This window comes from Roseibium sp. AWQ4_290, assembly GCF_056160985.1.
The window spans coordinates 67,842-88,878 of the sequence record NZ_JBSWYG010000014.1 but is presented as its reverse complement, the minus strand read 5'-3'; the positions used below and the strand labels follow the sequence as shown (position 1 = coordinate 88,878).

Sequence of the window (21,037 nt, the reverse complement as noted above, 5' to 3'; positions counted from 1 at the left end):
ATGGGGCGGTTCTGCCTGCCTTAGGGTGGTTAAATCCCCGTGTGGTTTCCTTCTGATAGTTCCAAACATACCCGCCATACACATCTCTAGAACCAAGAATTTTACGTTATAACATAACGTAATTCTTCGAATTCGGACATATCCCGTGCTGGATCGAGATCCCTTTCTTTCTTCCCTTATGGCAAGGACGGTGTTGCACCGTCTGGCTGGCGTGGGGCTGCTTCTTGTGCTCCTGTGGCTCTGCATCGCGTGGGCGGTGGCGCTGCCATGATCCGTCTGGCCCGTTCCCAAGAAACGGCCTCTCAAGAGGCCCCGGCCGCACGCGGCCCCATCCGGCTAACCAACGTGACCGTTGCCTATGACCGGCACCCGGCGGTGCATCATGTGTCCGGGCTGTTCGAGCCGGGCAGTCTGACTGCCGTGACCGGGCCGAATGGCGCGGGGAAATCAACCCTCCTGAAAACCCTGATGGGGGAGCTGCGCCCGGCCGAAGGCAGTGTGGATCTTGGTGGGCTGAAAAAACAGGATCTTGGCTACCTGCCTCAGGCCGCTGAAACCGAACGGCATTTTCCCTTGAGCATCGCCGACACGGTGATGATGGGCGCCTGGCGGATAACCGGTGCTTTTGGCGGCGTGACACGCGAACTTGCGGACAGGGCCCGCGCAGCCTTGTCGGCAGTCGGTCTGGAGGGCATGGAACGGCGGGCCATCGGTGCCTTGTCGGCCGGGCAGTTCCAGCGGGTCCTGTTCGCCCGTCTGTTGCTTCAGGATGCGCAGGTCATTGTTCTGGATGAGCCGTTCACGGCCATCGATGCGCGCACCACCCGCGATCTTCTGGAGATCGTGCTTCGCTGGCACGGGGAAGGGCGCACGCTGATTGCCGTTCTTCACGACTTCGAGCAAGTGCGTGCCCATTTCCCGCAAAGCGTGCTTCTGGCCCGGGAACTGATCGCCTGGGGCCCGACGGAAACGGCCCTGGCCCCGGAAAACCTGCTGAAGGCCCGGGCCATGGCCGAAGCCTGGGACGAAACGGCGGATATGTGCACTCAGGCCGGAGGGCTTGGCGCATGACCTTCTATGACAGCATGATCGCCCCCTTTGCCGAGTATGGGTTCATGCGCAGGGCGCTTGTTGCCTCCGTTGCGCTGGGGCTCGGCTCCGGGCCGGTGGGGGTGATCTTGATGCTGCGGCGCATGAGCCTCATCGGAGATGCCATGAGCCACGCCATTTTGCCCGGGGCCGCCATCGGTTTTCTGATTGCCGGGTCCCTGTCGATGCTGGCCATGGGCCTTGGCGGGCTCGTGGCCGGGCTCAGCGTGGCGCTTCTGTCCGGATTTGTCACCCGGACAACATCCTTGAAGGAAGATGCCAGTTTTGCCAGCTTCTACCTGACCTCCCTGGCGCTCGGTGTGCTGATCGTCTCCTTGCGCGGGTCGAATATCGACCTGCTGCATGTTCTGTTCGGAACAATTCTGGCGATTGATGCCAAGGCGATCTACCTGGTGGGCGGCATCACGTCCTTCACGCTGGTGATGCTGGCCATTGTCTACCGTCCGCTTGTCGCCGAATGTTTCGACCCGGGCTTTTTGCGGGCCGTTGGCGGCCTCGGGCCAGCCTATCATCTCCTGTTCCTGTTTCTTGTGGTGGTCAATCTTGTCGCCGGATTTCAGGCCCTGGGTACGCTCATGGCGGTTGGCATGATGATGCTGCCGGCCGCGATTGCCCAGCTCTGGGCCCGCACGCTTCCCGGCATGTTTGCCATTGCCAGCACCAGTGCGGCCGTGTCCGGGCTCATCGGGCTGCTGGTTTCCTACCATTTCCAGTTCGCTTCCGGGCCGGCGATCATCCTGACCGCCAGCCTGCTTTATGGCGCCTCGCTCCTTGCTGGTCCTTCCGGCATGGTGAGGCGTCTTCTCAACCGTCCGCACCTTGCGGGCTGACCAGTTGGAGACAACGAAATGAAAAAGTCTTTTGTTACGCTTGCGGGGGCGGCAGCGCTCAGCGTCGCCATGATGGCGTCCGCTTCGGCCAAAACCATGGATGTGGTCGCAAGTTTCACCGTGCTGGCCGATGTGGTGCAGAATGTGGGCGGCGATCACGTGAACGTCAAAAGCCTTGTTCCGGCCAATGGCGATCCTCACGACTATGAACCGTCCCCGACAGATGCCATGGCCGTAAAAAACGCGGCCGTGACCTTTCTGAGCGGGGAGGGGCTTGAGACCTGGTTCGAGCGCCTCGCCAAAGCCGCAGACAGTTCCAAGGCGCCGGTCATCGTGTCCAAGGGCATCAAGACCCACAAGATGGATGAGGATGGCAAGACGGTAACCGATCCCCATGTGTGGAACAGTGTGACCAATGTGCTGGTCTGGGTCGACAATATCGAAAACGCCCTGCTGGAGGCCGATCCGGCCGACGCCAAAGACATCAAGGCGAGCGCTGCGGCCTACCGGGCACGGCTGATGAAGCTGGATGACGATATCAAGGCCAAGATCGATGCGGTTCCCAAGGACAAGCGCAAGGTGCTCACCAGCCATGACGCCTTCGGCTATTACGGCGAAGAATATGGGGTGACCTTCATTGCACCTCTGGGCGTCTCAACGGAAACGGAAGCCTCTGCTGCCGACATCGCCAAGCTGATCGACCAGATCAAGGCGGATGGGGTGAAGGTTTATTTCTTTGAAAACTCCAACGATGCGCGTCTCGTGACACAGATTGCAAATGCGACCGGGGCCGAGGCGGGCGGTGAACTTTATCCCGAAGCCTTGTCCAGCAAGGACGGACCTGCCTCCAGCTACATCAAGTTGATGAATTACAACACGGATCAGATCGTCGCGGCGATCTCCAGATAAGGAGCCGGAAGGTGCTGCGCGAAACCGGAGACCGGTTTTGTCTCAGGACTGAGGAGCAGGCGGCTGCGTGAGAGCACGTCAGCCCCATGCCTTCATGCGGGATCACTCTAGGCCCGGTCCGCTTTGGCGGGCCGGGTCTGTCCGTCTGGAGCAAAATCGTTTGATTGCATTTATGTCTTGCTTGGAAAACTCTGACTTCAGGCAGCGGCAGGCAAATGCGATCAAAGGCGATTATACCAATCACACATGATAGAGACCCATCTGACCGGTTTTGGAGGTCTTTCGGCGAGGCGCAGATCGCAGCGCGATACCGGTATCGGGCAAGATCTGCAACAAAGTCCGAAGGGGCTCCAAAACCGGCCTTTGGTGGCGTTTTCCAACCTGCCGGACAGCGTTGCGCTGCTTGAACGGCCAACCAGGCCGCCCTGCACACCGCGCCTTGCCTGCAAATTGGAAAAAGCCATCAGATAGGTCTCTATCAAGTGTGATTGGTATTACCATTCGTTTTGGAACCTCTCGCCCCCAGCACATCCGCTTTTCCTCTGTACAGCAGCAGGGGCGGGCCGGCACATGTGGTGACATCTGCCGTACCCGGTGCGGCGGACAGGAGCCCGGCTCTCCGCAGAGCTGCGGTCGGGGCGGCAAAGGAGGAAACGACGCATCTGGCCTTAGTGCCCAGACCCAACCAGGTCCAAAAACAAACCAGGCCCATCAAAAACCAGGCTCAGCAACAAAAAAAGCGCGGCCGGGGCCGCGCCTTGCGTGTGTCGGATCGATGGGGCTTGTGCTTATTCTGCTTCGTCTGCCGGAGCTGCGTTGAGCAGACCGTACCGTTCTTCGCCAATCTTCTCCAGGAGATCCAGCTGGGTTTCCAGGAAGTCGATATGGCCTTCTTCGTCCTTCAGCAGGGACTCAAAAAGGGCCATGGAGACATAGTCTTCCTCTTCCCGGCAAATTTCGCGTGACTTCTTGTAGGATGTGCGTGCGTCATATTCTCCGGCAAGATCCGATTCCAGAACTTCCTTTACATTCTGGCCGATCCGCAGCGGGGCGACCTTCTGCATGTTCGGGTGACCTTCAAGAAAAATGATCCGGTCGGTGATCTTGTCCGCGTGGTGCATTTCCTCGATGGACTCTTCACGCTCTTTCTTCGCCAGACGCGCAAAGCCCCAATCGTTCAATAGCCGGTAGTGAAGCCAGTACTGATTGATCGCGCCGAGCTCCAGGAACAGGGCTTCATTCAAGCGCTCGATAACTTTGTCATTCCCTTTCATGGCAACCTCTCTTTGAGCCTCTCTTGCCCTAGTGTGGTGAATTTGAAATACACCTCATTCCAGCAGTCACTGCCGGAGCGTATTTCAAATTCGAAACCACAAAAGAAACATAAACTTGCTAGTCACTTTCTTGACTCTGAAATGCGTTCGGAGCGTGCCGGGAAATGTGACGAACTTCAGAGCCATGTCACTAGTTTAGAATTATTCTAGACGTCATTGTTTTAGAATCATTCCATACTACCTGTCCAGCCTTCATTGATGAAGTTACGAAGTTTTTTGCAATCGGCGGGGCGGGCGCAGAGCAATATGAAGGGTCTTGCAAGCGCATTTGCAAGCATACGGAGGCGGGAGCGCCGCTTATGACAGAAGTGTAATCGAAAAGGGCGCGGTTCAGGTCAGAACCGCGCCCGCAGAGGGGACATAAGGGGCGAGCGCTGTCCCCGTCTGGCGTTTCCCGCAGTGGTCAGGACTTGGGCAGAATAACCGTGTCGATCACGTGGATCACGCCATTGGACGTTTCGATATCGGCCGTAATCACCTTGGCGTTATCGACCTTCACGCCGTCGGTGGCATCAACTGCAATTTCACCGCCCTGGACGGAAGCCACGTCAGCCTTCTTTCCGGCAATATCGCTCGACATCACTTTGCCCGGCACCACGTGATAGGTGAGGATCGCGACGAGCTGATCCTTGTTCTCCGGTTTCAGCAAGTTTTCAACCGTACCATCGGGCAGTTTCGCGAAAGCTTCATCGGTCGGCGCAAACACCGTGAACGGGCCGTCGCCCTTCAGAGTGTCGACCAGTCCGGCGGCCTGAACCGCGGCAACAAGTGTGTTGAACGATCCGGCACCAACAGCCGTGTCGACAATGTCTTTTTCACCAGCTTTGGCGGCAGATAGCGGTAAAATCAGAAGAAGGGCGAATAAGAAGGACTTGATTAGTTGCATGGTTCACTCCCAACTCAGTCACAGGCAAAGGGTTTCGATGGCTCGGAAAAGATCTCTTCCAAGCAGTGTAAATAGTTTAACGATTGGCCTGTGCTGGAAAGCTTACGCAGGGTGCTGAAGGCTGGATGAGGAAAAAGTAAACGTCCATTTACTCTGTCGGGTAGCTGATCTGGAGAGACCGTTTTTGCGTGGCGGCTGCTCTGTTTGGAAATTTGACGAAGTGCATGGAGCCTGTACCATGCGGCCAGGCACTGCCCTGACCAGCGGGACCCTGTTTGAGGGGACGGCACCGACCGGCCCGTATCAAGACCCGCAGATGACCAAAAAGGGATGCCATGACGTCCAGACACACATCCCCGCTTCGGCTTGGCCGGATCGCGGCGACCCTTCCCGTATCAGATATCCAGAAGGCTGCCAGCCTTTACAAGGACCTCTTTGGTCTGGAAAAAACATTTGCAAACGGTGATCCGGTCGGTTTCATGATCTTGAAGAAGGACGAAGCGGAGCTTCATCTGTCTCTTCAAAAAGCGCACAAGGCGGCCAGCTTCAATGTGGCGCATATGCTGGTGGCTGATGCTGAGGTTGCCTATGACAGATGCCAGAACAAGGGCCTGCGCATTCTCAAACGGCTTCAAGACAAGGACTATGGTCTTCGCGCCTTTGTCTTTGCCGATCCGGATGGAAACCGGATCGATGTCGGGGAGATCCTCTGACGCTATGGCGAGGCCCCCTGTGCGCCGGATCTGCGTCACTCAAGCGCTGCGGCAAGCACCTTTCGCATTACCGTCGGCAGGGCTTCCTCGTGCAGATCTTTGGCCGGGGCCCACCAGGCCCCGGGCACATTGCCAAGCGCGGCAGACGCGGCGTTCGTCCGATAGACCCGGAGCTTCAGGTGAAAATGGGTGAAGGTATGCGTTACCTCTGTGGTCATTTCCTGCCAGTTGGCGTCAAAGGGAGCCGCTTCAACGGCCGTTGAGCTGTCAAAATCTGCCGACCAGCTGCTGCCGGGCACTTCCGTCATGCCTCCTAGCAGCCCCTTGGGCGGGCGGCGGCGCAACAGCACCGCGCCGCTGGAGCGTTCCAGGGCGACAAAGGCGGCTCCGAAGCGGGTTGGCTTTTGCTTCTTTGGTGCCTTTCGGGGCAAGGTTTCGGCGAGAGGCGCGTTCTGGACCGCGCAGGCGCTCATCCAGGGGCACAGGCCGCAGGCCGGGCGTCTGGGGGTGCAGATGGTTGCCCCCAGATCCATCACCGCCTGTGCGAAGTCTCCGGGCCGGTCCGGCGGTGTGAGGATCGCCATGGCCGCCTTGATCTGGGGCTTGGCATCGGGAAGCGGGATGTCGATCTGCTTCAGCCGCGCCAGCACCCGCTCTACATTGCCGTCGACAACGGCCGCGTGACGGTCAAAGGCAATGGCAGCGATGGCGGCGGCCGTGTAGGGGCCGATGCCGGGCAGTTTCAGCAGCTCCGCCTCCGTATCGGGAAAACGGCCGTCATAATCCGCTGCTATCGTGTCGGCACATTTTTTAAGATTCCGGGCGCGGGAGTAATAACCAAGACCTGCCCAGGCCTTCATGACATCTTCTTCGCTGGCTGACGCCAGAGCAGACACGGTTGGCCAGGTCATAGTGAACTTGTGGAAATAGTCTTTCACCGCCGCGACAGTTGTCTGCTGCAGCATGACTTCGGACAGCCACACCCGGTAAGGATCGGAAACCTCGCCGAGCTTTTTGTCCTCCGGCGCAACCCGCCAGGGAAGACGCCGGGCATGACTATCATACCAGTCCAGAAGGGACCGGCTCAGCAAAGCACTGGACAGGAGGTCGGGCATGTACTCTTCAAATTTCTTGCACAAGCAGGCTTGGAAAGCCTGGGGACAACTTGAGCTGGGCGGGTAGGCTGAGGCGGATCAATAAAGTATTCGTCCTTTTTTCGACTTATTTTATTGGGACACAACATACCTGCTCCCGTGAAAGGGGCCTTACCGTGGTCCGGGCAGACCGGAGAAGGAAGTAGGTCATTGGCGTGACAAAGGCAAATGCGCAGATACCGCCGAAAGAGGCGAAACTGCTTGCCGATCTTGTCGGTAAGGCAATGACGCCTGTGTGCCGCAAGCGCGGATTTGCTTCTGTCGACATTATTGCAGCCTGGGCCGATATTGTCGGCGACCGCTATGGCGGCTGGGTCCAGCCTGACCGGTTGATCTGGCCCCGCCAGCCGGAGTTGAGTGATCCGGAGGCACCACCGCAGCCTGCCACACTTGTTGTGCATACAGATGGTGCTACGGCAATGATGCTGTCCCATGACAGCGCCCAGCTGATTGAACGGATAAACATGTTTTATGGCTGGGCAGCTGTTGGCCGGATCAAGATCCTGCAACGGCCGGTCCTTGCCAAACGGCCACAGCCGCGCAAGGCCCTGCGCGCCCTGACCGTAACTGAAGAAGAGAAACTGGAAAAAAGCCTGGAAGGCCTGGAAAACGGGCGGCTGCGTGAGGCTTTGAAAAAACTCGGTGCACAGGTTATTGCCCGCAATGCCAGCCAGCTGGCCTGAGATCCGGCGGCGGCCGGGCATCTCGTAACACTTTCGTGAAACTGGCCTTTTCTTTGTCCTCTCTCATGCCACAATTGACAGTCCTTGTTGACGCCGACGGCCCGAAGGGGCAAATGAAGCAACGAACCGGCATTTAAGAAGGGTTGGCCCAGACCAGCCGTCCCGGACATACCGGTGCTCAAGACAATAGTGACAGGACATCTCCCGTGACCCAGACCCGCAGACAGTTTCTAAAGACCACGGCCCTGGCAACCGCAGCTCTCGGCCTTGCCGGCGGCGTTCCGGCCTTGGCGCAAACCGTCAACGAAGAAGAGCTGCTGAAACCCGGCCCTCTTGGCGACAAGATCATGGGTCAGGAAGATGCGCCGGTCACGATTGTCGAATATGCGTCCATGACCTGTGGGCATTGTGCACATTTCCACAAAGAGACCTGGAAGCCTTTGAAGGAAGAATACATCGACACGGGCAAGGTGCGCTTCATTTTCCGCGAGTTTCCGCTCGATCCGGTGGCTGCTGCCGCCTTCATGCTGGCCCGGTGTTCTGAGCCCAGCAAATATTTCGGCATTGTGGATACAATGTTTGAAAACCAGCGGACCTGGGCGTTCACAGACAATCCTTACCAATCCTTGCTCGACTTTTCCAAGCAGATCGGATTTACACAAGACTCGTTTGAGAAATGCTTGACGGACCAGGGCTTGCTGGACGCAATCAATGCGGTGCGGGACCGGGCGTCGAACGAATTTGGTGTGGATTCAACGCCGACATTTTTCATCAACGGCGAGAAGCACTCAGGGGCAATGTCGATTGAAGAAATGGGAAAACTCATCGACGAACAGCTTTAACCCGGCGCTGGCAGCGCCGGACGCTCCAAGCTGTTCCGGCCCTGACGGGGCCGGGTCGGCTCTTGCCCGCATTTGGGGGACGCGCCGGTGAGGTTCTCCAAACTCCGCATTGTGGGCTTTAAATCCTTTGTCGAGCCGATGGAATTCATCATCGGCAACGGCCTGACCGGTGTGGTCGGGCCCAATGGCTGCGGCAAATCCAATCTCGTTGAAGCCCTGCGCTGGGTGATGGGCGAGAATTCCTACAAAAATATGCGCGCCTCGGGCATGGACGATGTAATCTTCTCCGGAAGCCTCAATCGTCCGGCCCGCAACACGGCGGAAGTCACGCTGTTCCTGGAAAATCAGGACCGGACGGCCCCGGCGGCCTTCAATGATGCCGATCTTCTGGAAGTCAGCCGCCGGATCGAGCGGGAGCAGGGCTCCAACTACAAGATCAATGCCAAGGATGTGCGTGCCCGGGACGTGCAGCTTCTGTTCGCCGATGCCTCCACCGGCGCGCGCTCGCCCGCCATGGTGCGCCAGGGCCAGATCGGCGAGCTGATTGCCGCAAAGCCAACCTCCCGCCGCCAGATCCTGGAAGAGGCGGCCGGCATTTCAGGACTGCATTCGCGCCGCCACGAAGCGGAAATCCGCTTAAGGGCCGCCGAGCAGAACCTGGAGCGGCTGGAAGATGTTCTGGTCCAGATCGATGGCCAGCTGGACAGTTTGCGCCGCCAGTCCCGCCAGGCTTCACGCTACCGAAATCTGTCGTCTGAAATCCGGGGTGCAGAAGCCTCCATCCTCTATATCCGGTGGACGGAAGCCCGCGATGCGCTGGCGTCGGCCGAGACCCAGTTTGCGGAGGCCCAAAAACAGGTAAACGAGGCGACGGCGCTTCAGGCCGAAAGTGCCCGGGTGCAGGCCATTGCCGCCCATAAATTGCCGGAACTGCGCGATGAGGCGGCCAAGGCGGGTGCAGCCCTGCAGCGCCTCGTGATTGCCCGCAACGAACTGGACGCCGAAGAGCGGCGCGTCAAGGAACGCTTGCAGGATCTGGAACGCCGCTTGGTGCAGCTGTCCGAAGACATCCGGCGCGAACAGTCCATGGTCTCTGAAAATGACGAGGTTCTGGAGCGTCTGGCGGAGGAGCGGGCCGAGCTTCTGGAAGAAAACGAAATGGTGCAGGAGCGCACCGGATCCGCCCGGGAGAAGGCTTTGGAGGCTGAAGAGGCGGTACGGGATCTTGAGGCCAGACTGTCGGACCTGACAGCGGCCGAGGCCCGGGCCAGTGCCGAGCGGCGCCAGCTGGAACGCTCTGTCGCCGAAAGCCGCCAGCGTGCCGACCGGCTGGTGGCCCAGGCGCGCGACGCGCAGCAGGCGCTGGACGCGTTGAACCGGCAAATGGCCGAAGTGGACGGTGTGTCTGAAAACCGCGAGGCGCTGGAGTTGGCCGAAGAGACGCTGGTGGAGGCCGAGACCGCAGTTGAGGATGCCGAAGCGGCGACCCGGCAAGCCCGCGAGCAGGAACAGGCGGCCCGCGGGCCGCTGGGGGATGCACGCCAGACCCTGCAGGGCCTTGAGACCGAAGCGCGCACACTGGATCAGGTGTTGAATGCCCTGTCCGACCGGGATCACACACCGGTTGTTGAAAAAATCCAGGTGGAGCAGGGGCTGGAAACCGCCCTTGGGGCTGCTCTCGGGGAAGATCTTGATGCCTCTCTGGAAGAGGCGGCTGCGGTCAAATGGGGACCGGCACTGTCCCCGAGCGGGGACCCGGAGCTGCCATCCGGTGTGCGGCCGCTGTCGGAATTTGTGATCGCGCCTGCCGAACTGGAGCGGCGTCTGCGGCAGATCGGTGTGGTCAGTCAATCTGAGGGGCAAAGCCTGCGCACTGCCCTGAAGCCGGGTCAGCGGCTGGTCTCCCGGGAAGGAGACCTGTGGCGCTGGGACGGATTTGTGGTGGCAGCCAATGCGCCGACCCCGGCTGCGCAAAGGCTCGCCCAGAAAAACCGTCTGGCGGAGCTGGCCGGAGAGATAGACACGGCCCGCAGGGCCGTTGAAGGCTGCCAGGAGCAGTTGGAAACCTCCGCAGCCCGGGTCCGTCAGTGCGTGGAGCTGGAACAGATTGCCAGGGGCAAGGTGCGCGATGGCCAGCGCCGGGCAGCAGCGGCCCGGGAGGCGCTGGTTGCAGCGGAGCGGGCCGTCTCTGAACTGGCCGCTCGAAAGGCCGGGGCGCAGGAGCGGGCCGAGCGCCTGGGAGAAGAGGCGGGCCTTGCCCGCGAGCAGGTGGCCGAGGCGCAGGAGCAGCTGGAAGACGCGCCTGAAAGCGCCAATTACCAGGAGCAGATCGAGGCGCTGCAGGCCGATGTCAGCGCCGCCCGCAGCGCGCTGGCCGAAGCCAGGGCCGTCGCGGAAGGCTTGGCCCGGGAACAGCAGATGCGCGACCGGCGCCTGGACGCCATTGCCCGCGAATATGACGGCTGGAAAACCCGCGCGGCCAACGCAGCTCAGCAGATCTCCGTTCTAAGTGAACGGCGCGAAGAGGCGGAAGAAGAACGGGCAGAGCTGATCGAGGCACCGGAAGACATCGAGATCAAGCGCCGGGATCTGTTTTCCGCCATTTCCAAGGCCGAAGACGACAAGAAGGCCAGGGACGACCGGCTGCAGCAGGCCGAACTGGACCAGGCCGATGTGGACCGGGCGGCCAAGGCCGCCATGGAAGCCATGGCCGGGGCCCGTGAACAGAAGATCCGCTCCGAAGAACGGCTGGAAGCGGCCCGGGAGCGCAAGGGCAACCTGGAGCGCCGCATCGATGAGGATCTGGAGGTTTCTGTAGCGGCACTGCCCGAGATTGCCGGGCTGAAAGAAGGCGCGCCGCTGCCCGATCCGGAAGCCATGGAGCGCAAGCTGGACCGGCTGAAGGCCGAGCGTGAGCGCCTTGGCGGCGTCAACCTGCGCGCCGAAGAGGAATTGCAGGAAATTGACGAGCAGAAGACCACGCTGACCTCGGAACGGGATGACCTGATCGAGGCGATCCGGCGTCTGCGCACCGGCATTTCCAATCTCAACCGGGAGGCCCGCGAACGTCTTCTGGCCTCCTTTGAAGTGGTCAATGGCCATTTCCAGCGTTTGTTCACGCATTTGTTCGGTGGGGGCACGGCGGAGCTGCAACTGGTGGATTCGGATGATCCACTGGATGCGGGCCTGGAGATCATCGCGCGGCCTCCGGGCAAAAAGCCGCAGACCATGACACTCCTGTCCGGCGGGGAGCAGGCCCTGACGGCCATGTCGCTGATTTTCGCTGTTTTCCTGACCAATCCGGCGCCGATCTGCGTTCTCGATGAGGTGGACGCGCCGCTGGATGATGCCAATGTGGAGCGCTATTGCGACCTGCTCGATGAAATGGCCTCCAGCACCGAAACCCGGTTCGTCGTGATCACCCACAACCCGATCACCATGGCGCGTATGAACCGGCTCTTCGGGGTGACGATGGCCGAGCGCGGCGTTTCCCAGCTGGTTTCCGTGGACCTTGAGACCGCCGAGCGATTCCGGGAGACCGGCTGACCGGACCCTTCTGGGACCGTCCCTTGCGGAAGTGGTGTACAACTTAGGTCTGGTAAATTTCGTGAGAAATAAAAAAGTTCAATATTTTCAATTAGATAATTCTTAATCCAGGCTTCTTGACACGGCCTGAGGCGCCGACTATGGTGCGCGCGGCTTACGGGGCACTCCTGTTGTTTGATCTGACATGTCGGAGCACTGGGGACTGGGGAACATGTCTTCGGGAAACGGCGAAAATCACGATCGGAACGGCGATGTTTCGAAAGCGGGTCTGTCGGAGCGGCGGGCTCAATTGAACCGGAAGCTGGACGACCAGCGTGCGGCCGATGAAAAGGCAGTGCGCAAGTCTGAGAGCAATTCCTCCGGATATGCGCAGGCGATGAAACTGTCTTCGGAGTTCATCGCAGGTGTCCTGGTGGGGGCCGGGATTGGTTGGGTAGCCGACCAGTGGCTGGGAACGACGCCGATAGGCCTGATCATTTTCCTGCTGCTGGGCTTTGCGGCCGGTGTCCTGAATGTCTTGCGCTCGGCCGGGGTGGTCGAACAGCCGCAGGTCGGGATGCCCCGCGACAAGGACGCTCGGAACGACGAACCGGACTAAGATTGTGCCGCGCCCCAGGGCGCACATGTTGTGAACGAGCGAAGAAGGCTGGCCGGTGGCGAACGATCCGATCCATCAGTTCCAAATCCACACACTTTTCCCGATTGAAGTCGGTGGAGTGGATTTCTCATTTACCAATTCTTCGCTGTTCATGGTCCTGACCGTGGCAGCGACCTCCGCGTTCCTGATTTTCTCGACCAGTGGCCGTGGCCTTGTGCCGAGCCGGGTGCAGTCCGTATCGGAGATGCTTTACGAGTTCATTGCCGGAACCTTGAGAGACGCGACAGGGTCGGACGGGATGCGCTTTTTCCCGCTTGTCTTCTCCCTGTTCATGTTTGTGCTTGTCGCCAACCTTTTCGGGATGTTCCCTTACTTTTTCACTGTCACCAGCCACATCATTGTCACGTTCGCGCTGGCGATGCTGGTGATTTTGACCGTCATTATTTACGGCTTCATGCGGAACGGCATGAGCTTCCTGAAGCTCTTCGTGCCAAGCGGCGTGCCCGGTGCCCTGATACCGCTGGTGACCATGATCGAGGTGATCTCGTTCCTGTCCCGCCCGATCAGCCTCTCGGTACGTCTGTTCGCCAACATGCTGGCCGGTCACATCACTCTCAAGGTCTTTTCAGGCTTTGTCGTCAGTCTCGGCGCCATGGGGGCGGTCGGCATTTTCGGTGCCGTTCTGCCGCTGGCCATGACGGTTGCCCTGACGGCGCTGGAATTCCTGGTCGCTTTCCTGCAGGCATACGTCTTTGCCGTTTTGACCTGCATGTATCTGAACGACGCCCTTCATCCTTCACATTAAGGGTCAACCCAATCACACGGCCTTAAGAGCCGTCTGTGAGCCATCTGCAACACATCTAGGAGCACGTGTCATGGAAGCAGAAGCAGCAAAATACATCGGTGCAGGTATCGCATGTCTCGGCATGGGCGGTGCAGGCATCGGCCTCGGCACCATCTTCGGCAACTACCTCGCTGGCGCTCTGCGCAACCCGTCCGCAGCTGATGGCCAGTTCGGCCGCCTGATCTTCGGCTTCGCCGTGACCGAAGCTCTGGGTATCTTCTCCCTTCTGATCGCCTTCCTCATCCTGTTCGCGTAATCGCGCGGAAAGCAGCGACTTTAGATGCGACTCCGGTGGCGGCGCTTTCTAGCGCCGTCTGACCGGATCTAGGAGACTGGAAATGGCAGGCGATACCCATTCGACCAGCACAGGGATTACTGTGCCACCCGAAGAGCATGGTGTGGGTTTTCCCCCGTTCGATGCGGAAACCTTCGCGTCCCAGCTTCTGTGGCTTGCTATCACCTTTGGCGTTTTCTACTGGATCATGAAGAACGTGGCGATGCCGCGGATTGCCGGGATTCTGGAAGACCGAAAGGACCGCATTGCGGGGGATCTATCGGAGGCCAACCGCCTCAAGGAAGAGACCGATGCAGCCATTTCGGCCTATGAGCAGGCTCTGACTGAAGCCAGGAACAAGGCGCACAGCATTGCAAGCGATACCCGCGCCAAGTTGAAAGCCGACCACGGCGCGCGCCGCGAAAAAGCGGAAGCCGAGCTGGCTGAAAAGCTTCAGGCTGCCGAAACACAGATTGCCGGTATCAAAACAGAAGCGTTGTCCCAGATCGGTGATATTGCCGGAGAGACCACCACGGCGCTCGTTGAGCAGCTGATGGGCAAGGCTCCGACCAAGACCGACCTGACAAAAGCGCTGAAGTCGGCGATGAACTGAGGAGACCGTCATGGACGCAACATTTTGGGCCCTGATCGGTCTCATCCTCTTCTTCGCCCTGATCATCTATCTGAAGGTGCCAGGCAAGATCAGCGGTTCTCTGGACGACCGCGCTGACGCCATCCGCAAGGAATTGGAAGAAGCCCGCAAGCTGCGGGAAGAAGCCCAGTCGCTTCTGTCCGAATATCAGCGCAAGCGGCATGAGGCCGAGGGTGAAGCGGAGGCCATTATCGCGGAAGCGAATGCCGAGGCCGAGCGCCTGACGGCGGAAACCAACGCGGCGCTGGAAGACATGATCGCCCGCCGGACAAAGGCCGCGGAGGTGAAAATCGCTCAGGCAGAAACGCAGGCGATTGCAGAAGTGCGCGCCAAGGCTGCCGATGTGGCTGTTGCCGCCGCCGAAACCATCCTGACCGCAAAGGTCAAGGACAAGGTGGCCGACGATATTCTGGCCAAGAGCATCAGTCAGGTCAAAGACCGTCTGAACTGATCCGAGGTTTGATAACAGCTAAGAAAAAGCGGCCTTTCGGGGCCGCTTTTTTGTTGGGTCAGAAGATTTGCCAGGGCCAACAGGCAAACTGGGCCCGCTTGTGCGGGGCGGCGGTACACCCGCTTACCTAGGAGTATTTTGCGCTTATCCGGTTTCAATCTGCTTCGTTTTTTGCGCAGACACCCCTGATGTCTGTGGGGATTTTTCCAACCTCACCCAAAAAGACCCTATTGGATGGTTTTTGCAGGTTCGCCGGTAAGGAATGGCGCGCAGACCGGCCGGGAGGCCGGGCAAGCGGGAAGCATCGCCGGCGGGCCTGAAAAGCGACCGAAGGCCGTGACATAAGAGTGTTCCGCCGTGTTGCGCGTTCTGGACGATGCCTGTGCATCGCCCTGTGACCAAGCGCCTTGCTGAACGCTCTGGTGTCACGGGCAAATGGGCCGTAATCAACTGCGCTTGGTATGACGTTTTGCCGCGCCGGCAAGCCGTACCGGCCTGAAGCTCACGCGATGGTGGGGGGAGGGGCCAAGCAGATCAAGCGCCGACTGATGCTTGGGCACACCATAGCCCTTGTGCTGGGCGAAACCGTAGCCGGGCGTCAGATCGTCAAGGCGGACCAGCATCCGGTCCCGTGTCACCTTTGCGATAATCGAGGCAGCGGCGATGCACAGGCAGCGTCCATCCCCCTTGATCAGTGCCTGTCCCGCCTGTGTCAGCGCCGGGGGCACGTCCCGGCCATCGACCAGAACATAATCCGGCACTTTGGCAAGGCCGTTCACGGCCCGCATCATGGCGCCCAAAGTGGCTGCGCGGATGTTCTCCTGGTCGATCGTGGCCGGAGACGCGCTGGCGGTGCAGACAAAGGCGGTTGAGACGATCTGCTCAAACAGCTCTTCCCGTTTTGCTTCGGTCAGTTTTTTGGAATCGTTCAGCCCGTCCGGCACTTGGTCATAGTCCAGGATCACGGCGGCGGTCACCACCGGCCCGGCCCAGGGGCCGCGCCCGGCTTCATCCACGCCGCAGAGCTTGCCGTCAAAGGCAGCCGCATGGCTGCGCTCCAGGGCAATGTCCGGACTGTCGGGAAAGGAAAGGTCGAAAAGGTTCAGGCTGGAAGACATGGCGCCAGCCTGCCGCCCCTCAAAGCGTTGTGCAAGGCGGGAGTGTTAGAAGAGGTCAAGTTGCACACCGCCTTTTTGCGGCTGCACAAAGGCGTCCGTGTTCAGCTTCTTGCGGCGCAGGTTAAGTCCAAGCCGTTTGGCGGCGAGGGTGAAGCGTTTGGAAATCTGCTCCGCATAGGGACCGCGCCCGCGCATACGCTCGCCCCATTTCGCGTCATAATCCTTGCCGCCGCGCATGGAGCGGATGAGGTTCATCACATGGCGGTAGCGGTCGGGCCGCTCCCGCAGCAGCCAGTCCCGGAAGAGCTCAGAGACTTCCAGCGGCAGGCGCAACAGAATGAAACTGGCTTCACTGGCCCCATGGCTGGCGGCCGCCTCAAGAAGGTTTTCGATTTCGCAGTCGGTCAGGGCGGGAATGACAGGGGCCATCATCACCGAGGCCGGGATGCCCGCTTCCGACAGGGCCTTGATGGCCGCAAGCCGTTTATGCGGGGCGGACGCCCTTGGCTCCATGGCCCGGCAGAGTTTCTTGTCAAGGGTGGTGACCGAAAGCGCCACCTTGATCAGATTGCGCTCCGCCATTCTGGCAAGAATATCAATGTCCCGCGTGACCAGGGCGGACTTGGTGACAATGGCAACCGGATGCGAACAGGCTTCCAGAACTTCCAGAATCTCGCGCATCAGGGCGTAGCCACGCTCCACCGGCTGGTAAGGGTCGGTGTTGGTGCCGATAGCAATCACGCGGGGGACATAGCCGGGTTTCGACAGCTCCCGTTCCAGAAGCCCGGCGGCATTCGGTTTGGCGAACAGGCGAGTCTCGAAATCAAGTCCAGGCGACAGGCCCATAAAGGCATGGCTCGGTCGGGCGAAACAATAGATGCAGCCGTGCTCACAGCCGCGATAGGGATTGATCGACCGGTCAAAGGACAGGTCCGGAGACTCGTTGCGTGTGATGATCGTGCGCGCGCGTTCTTCCTGAACGTCGGTCTGGAGCGGTGGAAGTTCCTCGTCCAGATCCCAACCGTCGTCGAAACGTTCCCGCGCCAGCGGCTCGAACCTGCCGGAGGCGTTCAGGGCTGCGCCCCGGCCACGCCGCAGGTCTTGCGGAACCCGGTCAGAGCCAGGCGCCTCCACAGTTTCCGGCAGTTCAGACACCGGATCAAGGCGGGCTCCGTCCGGCAGACGGTCGGTATGAGGGGCAAGGGTCATGGGCGGAGATCACTCTGAAGCGAGAACATATCGGGAACATTAGCTCAAATTTAAAGCAATTCAAGCCCGGCATTTCGCAACTGGGGATTTTTCATGTAAAACACTGCCTCATGATAAGTGTCATAGTTCCGACAAAAAACTCAGAGACCGATCTGGTGCATGCGCTGTCGTCTCTGGTCACAGCGGCGGCTGAAGGGGTTGTCCGGGAAGTCATTGTTGTGGATGGCGGCTCAAGCGACGGGACCGAACGGGTCGCCGACGCCGCTGGCTGCGGCTGGGCGCAGGCTGTGGGCATGAGCCGGAGCGAGCGGCTGGCCTATGGGGCTTCCCTGGCCAAACGCGGTGACTGGCTCTTGTTTCTCCGCCCCGAAACCCTCCTGGAAAGCGGCTGGCACCATGAAGCCCAGGCGTTTATCGAAAGGGCCGGCAGGGCCCCGAACGGGGCGCGGACCGCAGCCAGCTTCCGCCTGCGCTACGAAACGTTTGGCATGGGCGCGCGGATCAGCGAATCGATGGCCGCCCTGCGTTCGCAGCTTCTTGGCATGCCTTATGGCAATCAGGGGCTTCTGATCTCCCGCCAGTTCTACAGCACTTTGGGCGGCCACCGGCCGTTGCGGGAGTTGGAGGATCTGGACATTGCCAAGCGCATCGGCCGCAACCGGATTGTTTTCCTAAGGGCTGCAGCGGTCACATCGGGTGTGTCTGCGGGTGGAAACAGTTTGGCCCAATTCCGCAAAGGCCTTGCGCGGTTCTGTGTCGGCACCTTGCGCATTCCTGCCAGCGTCGCGGTGCGGCTGCACGGCTGACACCGGTATTTGAAACGGCCTCCCTTCCTCCTCAAGATGAGGTTGTGAGCTGGCTGTTTTGAGCCGGGAACGCCCCGATATCCCCTTTGCAATCAAAGCAGTTGCGGAGGAGGGCCGAAGGCCTCTCCTGAAAGGGGGCGGGTAGCACAGAGCGTGTCAGGCATCCTGCAATTTGCCCCGTTTCAGATGCTCATCCAGCCGCGGCATGATTTCCACGAAATTGCACGGCATGTGCCGGTAGTCGAGCTGCCATTTCAAGATGCCGTCCCAGGCATCCTTGCAGGCTCCTGGAGAGCCGGGCAGCACAAAGATATAGGTCGCCCCCGCAACTCCGCCGGTTGCGCGGGACTGGATCGTTGAGGTGCCGATCTTGTCATAGGAGATCCGGTGGAACACTTCCGAAAAGCCGTCCATGCGCTTTTCAAACAGGGGCTCCATGGCTTCCGGTGTCACGTCCCGGCCGGTGAAGCCCGTCCCCCCTGTCGTGATGATCACGTCAACGGTCGGGGCACTGATCCAGGTCCGGGCGACGGCCCGGATCGCCTCCACATCATCTGTCACGATCTGCCGGTCTGCGAGCAGATGGCCGGCTCTTGCGAGCCGCTCTGACAGGGTCTTGCCGGATCGGTCCTCCTCCAGCGACCGGGTGTCGGAAACGGTCAGAACCGCAATGTTGAGCGGAATGAATGGACGGGTTTCATCGAGACGGGACATGGCTTCCTCCTGTGTCCAGAAGACATAGGCGAAACCGGCAGGCGGTTCCAGCCCCGTGGGGTTACCCCGTATTGGGATCTTTTTGAGAAATAAAATTACAAAAAATAGCAAGATTGAGACACTTGCAAAATGAATAGGTCAGTATTATTGACTTAAATATCACATCAAAATTGTCTGAGAGCCATTATGACAACCTGGGAAAGCCTTTACGCCAAGCGTGCAAGCCGCATGCGGGCATCCGAAATCCGTGAGCTTCTGAAACTGCTGGACCGGCCCGATGTGATTTCCTTTGCCGGGGGCATTCCCGATCCGGCCCTGTTCCCCGCCGAGGCCTTCCGGGCCGCCTATCAGGAGGTCCTGTCAGGGCCGGAAGCGGACACGGCGCTGCAATATGGCATCAGCGAAGGCAGCCTCAGGCTGCGCACCTGGATTGCCGGTCATATGAAAGAGCTGGGCGTTGACTGCGGGCCGGACAACATCATCATCACATCCGGTTCCCAGCAGGGGCTTGATTATATCGGCAAGCTGTTCCTGTCGGAAGGGGATACGGCCCTGCTGCAATGGCCGACCTATCTGGGCGCGCTTCAGGCTTTCAACGCCTACGAGCCGCAGTTCGACCGGCTTGACCCTCTGACCAATGAAAGCGCTGAGACGATCCGCGCCCGGGCGCAGGACAAGGGAGGCGCCGTCAAATTCGCGTATCTGTCGCCGGATTTTGCCAATCCGACAGGCCTGTCCCTGGACCTGGAAGAGCGCCAGCGACTTCTCACCCTGGCCGGTGAGCTGTCCTGCGCCATCATTGAAGACGCGCCGTATCAAAGCTTGCGCTATGACGGGGCGCCGGTCCCCGGCCTTCTGGCGCTTGACTGCGCGCAACAGGGCGGCATTGAAAACAGCCGGACGCTCTATTGCGGCAGCTTCTCAAAATCGCTCTCCCCGGGATTGCGCCTCGGCTGGATCTGCGCGGCGTCTGATGTGATTTCCCGTCTGGTTCTGATCAAGCAGGCGAGCGATCTGAACACGCCGGTTGTCAATCAGGAAGCCATGGCCCGGGTCGCCGAAACCGAATTTGACCGGCATTCGGCCCGTATCAACGCCACCTACAAAGCGCGGCGCGATGCCATGCTGGCCGCTTTGGAGCGGCATATGCCGGAGGGGACACGCTGGACCCGGCCGGAAGGGGGCATGTTCATCTGGGTCGAGCTGCCCGGAGGGCTGGATGCGGCAGATCTGCTGCACCAGTCGGTCGCCAGGGCGAAGGCCGCCTTTGTTCCGGGCAAGGCGTTTCACCCTGATGGCAGCGGAGCCAATACCTTTCGGTTGAGCTTTTCCTGCGCCAGTGCGGACAGGATCGAGGCGGGGATATCAAGATTGGGCGCGCTGATTGCCGAAACTGTCATGTCCAGGGTGTAATACACCGCGTAAGTCCGGTGATCACTCTCCTGAGCTATAATGGGGGCGCGCAGCAAACGCCCCAGGAGGCATGAAAGGAGAGTGGCCACTGGAATTTTGCTATGTATCAGCGCCGTCTCGACACCTCCTGCTTGCAGGACGGCCGGCCGGGCGGTCTGGCTCAGCGCACCGCTCCGGCCCGTTTGATCAACCGTTGCTCTCCAGAGGCCGGTTGCGCATCAACAGGCAGAGCGCTGTTTCAAGCCGCACATGCGGCGGCTGCCTGGAAGGACTGCCCGATGGATCTCATGCAAAGGCTGAACAATTACTGCGAACGGCTCAGCCCGGACTTTTGGGCCGAACCCTTGAACGCGGTCACCAACGGTGCCTTCCTGATTGCAGCCGTCCTGGCTATTCTGCTCTGGCGCCGCAAAACCCCCGCTGATCCGGCCGGGATCAGCCTGATCATCGTGATAGCCGCGATCGGCATCGGCTCGTTTCTGTTCCACACGGTTGCGACCCGCTGGGCGGCGCTGGCCGATGTCCTGCCGATTGCGGTCTTCATTCACCTGTATCTTTTTTTCGCGCTCAGGCGCTTCCTGGGAGCGCCGCTCTGGGCCGCACTGGCCATTGTTGCTGCCTTTCTGGCGTTCACGCCCTTTGTGGGCAGGGCCGCTGCACCGCTGGTTGGCGCCTCGGCCGGATATGTGTCTGCGCTGCTCGCAATTTTCGTCGTCGGGACGCTGTTTTTCCGGCGGAACCAGGCCTTGGGCCGTCAGGTTCTGGTCACAGGCGGGGTTTTTCTGCTGTCATTGACCTTTCGGACCCTGGATCAGCCCTTGTGTTCACAGATCGCTTTCGGCACACATTTCCTGTGGCATATCCTGAACGCTGTTGTGCTGTATTTGCTGGTAAGGGTTCTCATTTTACAGCGCGCCGGGTAAACGACAGAACCACATACGACATTTCAAA

At 59.9% G+C, this 21,037-nt stretch carries 21 protein-coding genes; 15 read left to right on the top strand and 6 right to left on the bottom strand.

Translation table 11 applies throughout. The features are described from left to right. Positions 1-267: 267 nt before the first annotated feature. The 3 genes from ACXAH0_RS15325 to ACXAH0_RS15315 are packed head-to-tail and all read left to right on the top strand — an operon-like array spanning position 268 to position 2,849. A complete protein-coding gene (locus ACXAH0_RS15325) occupies positions 268-1,071 on the top strand; it encodes a metal ABC transporter ATP-binding protein (RefSeq protein WP_475192567.1) in 804 nt (267 codons plus the stop codon). Then, positions 1,068-1,940 carry a metal ABC transporter permease gene (locus ACXAH0_RS15320; RefSeq protein ID WP_475192566.1) on the top strand — a complete coding sequence of 291 codons (873 nt, stop codon included), beginning with the start codon at positions 1,068-1,070 and terminating at the stop codon, positions 1,938-1,940. Before ACXAH0_RS15325 ends, ACXAH0_RS15320 begins: the two co-directional genes overlap by 4 nt. Positions 1,941-1,958: 18 nt before the next feature. Then, positions 1,959-2,849 carry a metal ABC transporter solute-binding protein, Zn/Mn family gene (locus tag ACXAH0_RS15315; RefSeq protein ID WP_475192563.1) on the top strand — a complete coding sequence of 297 codons (891 nt, stop codon included), beginning with the start codon at positions 1,959-1,961 and terminating at the stop codon, positions 2,847-2,849. A gap of 788 nt (positions 2,850-3,637) precedes the next feature. Here ACXAH0_RS15315 and bfr read toward each other — a convergent pair. Both bfr and ACXAH0_RS15305 read right to left on the bottom strand, forming a co-directional pair. Continuing rightward, a complete protein-coding gene (gene bfr / locus ACXAH0_RS15310) occupies positions 3,638-4,123 on the bottom strand; it encodes a bacterioferritin (protein ID WP_475178941.1) in 486 nt (161 codons plus the stop codon). Positions 4,124-4,586: 463 nt separating this feature from the next. Further along, a complete protein-coding gene (locus tag ACXAH0_RS15305; protein ID WP_475192561.1) occupies positions 4,587-5,069 on the bottom strand; it encodes a fasciclin domain-containing protein in 483 nt (160 codons plus the stop codon). 335 nt (positions 5,070-5,404) lie between these two features. On the opposite strand from ACXAH0_RS15305, the gene ACXAH0_RS15300 reads away from it, so the two are divergent. Continuing rightward, the gene (locus ACXAH0_RS15300) at positions 5,405-5,782 is read left to right on the top strand and encodes a VOC family protein (RefSeq protein ID WP_475178933.1); all 378 of its coding nucleotides are present in this window, start codon (positions 5,405-5,407) and stop codon (positions 5,780-5,782) included. Positions 5,783-5,817: 35 nt separating this feature from the next. Here ACXAH0_RS15300 and mutY read toward each other — a convergent pair whose 3' ends face one another. Beyond that, positions 5,818-6,897: an A/G-specific adenine glycosylase gene (mutY, locus tag ACXAH0_RS15295; RefSeq protein ID WP_475192560.1), complete on the bottom strand. Its 1,080-nt coding sequence runs from the start codon at positions 6,895-6,897 to the stop codon at positions 5,818-5,820. A 194-nt stretch (positions 6,898-7,091) separates the two neighbouring features. Between mutY and ACXAH0_RS15290 the strand changes: the two genes are divergently transcribed. The 8 genes from ACXAH0_RS15290 to ACXAH0_RS15255 all read left to right on the top strand — a co-directional run bounded on the left by ACXAH0_RS15290 (position 7,092) and on the right by ACXAH0_RS15255 (position 14,826). Further along, a complete protein-coding gene (locus tag ACXAH0_RS15290) occupies positions 7,092-7,619 on the top strand; it encodes a DUF721 domain-containing protein (RefSeq protein WP_475192558.1) in 528 nt (175 codons plus the stop codon). Positions 7,620-7,825: 206 nt separating this feature from the next. Next, a complete protein-coding gene (locus tag ACXAH0_RS15285) occupies positions 7,826-8,461 on the top strand; it encodes a DsbA family protein (RefSeq protein ID WP_475178921.1) in 636 nt (211 codons plus the stop codon). Positions 8,462-8,548: 87 nt separating this feature from the next. After that, on the top strand, positions 8,549-12,007 hold the full coding sequence (locus ACXAH0_RS15280; protein WP_475192556.1) for a chromosome segregation SMC family protein: 3,459 nt from the start codon (positions 8,549-8,551) through the stop codon (positions 12,005-12,007). 211 nt (positions 12,008-12,218) lie between these two features. Beyond that, positions 12,219-12,605 carry an AtpZ/AtpI family protein gene (locus tag ACXAH0_RS15275; protein ID WP_475178914.1) on the top strand — a complete coding sequence of 129 codons (387 nt, stop codon included), beginning with the start codon at positions 12,219-12,221 and terminating at the stop codon, positions 12,603-12,605. 55 nt (positions 12,606-12,660) lie between these two features. Then, positions 12,661-13,410 carry a F0F1 ATP synthase subunit A gene (locus ACXAH0_RS15270; protein WP_475178911.1) on the top strand — a complete coding sequence of 250 codons (750 nt, stop codon included), beginning with the start codon at positions 12,661-12,663 and terminating at the stop codon, positions 13,408-13,410. Positions 13,411-13,480: 70 nt separating this feature from the next. Beyond that, positions 13,481-13,705, top strand: a complete 225-nt coding sequence (locus ACXAH0_RS15265; protein ID WP_055111220.1) for a F0F1 ATP synthase subunit C — start codon at positions 13,481-13,483, stop codon at positions 13,703-13,705. Between the two features lie 82 nt (positions 13,706-13,787). Beyond that, complete coding sequence (locus ACXAH0_RS15260; RefSeq protein ID WP_475178904.1) at positions 13,788-14,336, top strand: F0F1 ATP synthase subunit B; 549 nt, start codon at positions 13,788-13,790, stop codon at positions 14,334-14,336. A gap of 10 nt (positions 14,337-14,346) precedes the next feature. After that, positions 14,347-14,826, top strand: a complete 480-nt coding sequence (locus tag ACXAH0_RS15255; protein WP_475192553.1) for a F0F1 ATP synthase subunit B — start codon at positions 14,347-14,349, stop codon at positions 14,824-14,826. A gap of 446 nt (positions 14,827-15,272) precedes the next feature. On the opposite strand, the gene ACXAH0_RS15250 is transcribed toward ACXAH0_RS15255, so the two are convergent. Both ACXAH0_RS15250 and ACXAH0_RS15245 read right to left on the bottom strand, forming a co-directional pair. Beyond that, positions 15,273-15,944 carry a ribonuclease HII gene (locus ACXAH0_RS15250; protein WP_475192551.1) on the bottom strand — a complete coding sequence of 224 codons (672 nt, stop codon included), beginning with the start codon at positions 15,942-15,944 and terminating at the stop codon, positions 15,273-15,275. A 45-nt stretch (positions 15,945-15,989) separates the two neighbouring features. After that, the gene (locus ACXAH0_RS15245; RefSeq protein ID WP_475192549.1) at positions 15,990-17,153 is read right to left on the bottom strand and encodes a PA0069 family radical SAM protein; all 1,164 of its coding nucleotides are present in this window, start codon (positions 17,151-17,153) and stop codon (positions 15,990-15,992) included. Between the two features lie 110 nt (positions 17,154-17,263). Between ACXAH0_RS15245 and ACXAH0_RS15240 the strand changes: the two genes are divergently transcribed. Then, entirely contained in the window at positions 17,264-17,959 is a 696-nt protein-coding gene (locus ACXAH0_RS15240) for a glycosyltransferase (RefSeq protein WP_475192547.1), read from the top strand. Between the two features lie 156 nt (positions 17,960-18,115). On the opposite strand, the gene moaB is transcribed toward ACXAH0_RS15240, so the two are convergent. Continuing rightward, positions 18,116-18,673: a molybdenum cofactor biosynthesis protein B gene (gene moaB, locus ACXAH0_RS15235; RefSeq protein WP_475178884.1), complete on the bottom strand. Its 558-nt coding sequence runs from the start codon at positions 18,671-18,673 to the stop codon at positions 18,116-18,118. Positions 18,674-18,859: 186 nt separating this feature from the next. Here moaB and ACXAH0_RS15230 point away from each other — a divergent pair, with 186 nt between their 5' ends. Together ACXAH0_RS15230 and ACXAH0_RS15225 are read left to right on the top strand one after the other, a co-directional pair. Continuing rightward, on the top strand, positions 18,860-20,086 hold the full coding sequence (locus ACXAH0_RS15230) for an aminotransferase-like domain-containing protein (protein ID WP_475192546.1): 1,227 nt from the start codon (positions 18,860-18,862) through the stop codon (positions 20,084-20,086). 101 nt (positions 20,087-20,187) lie between these two features. Further along, positions 20,188-21,009, top strand: a complete 822-nt coding sequence (locus tag ACXAH0_RS15225; RefSeq protein ID WP_475192543.1) for a ceramidase domain-containing protein — start codon at positions 20,188-20,190, stop codon at positions 21,007-21,009. The last annotated feature ends 28 nt before the right edge of the window (positions 21,010-21,037 follow it).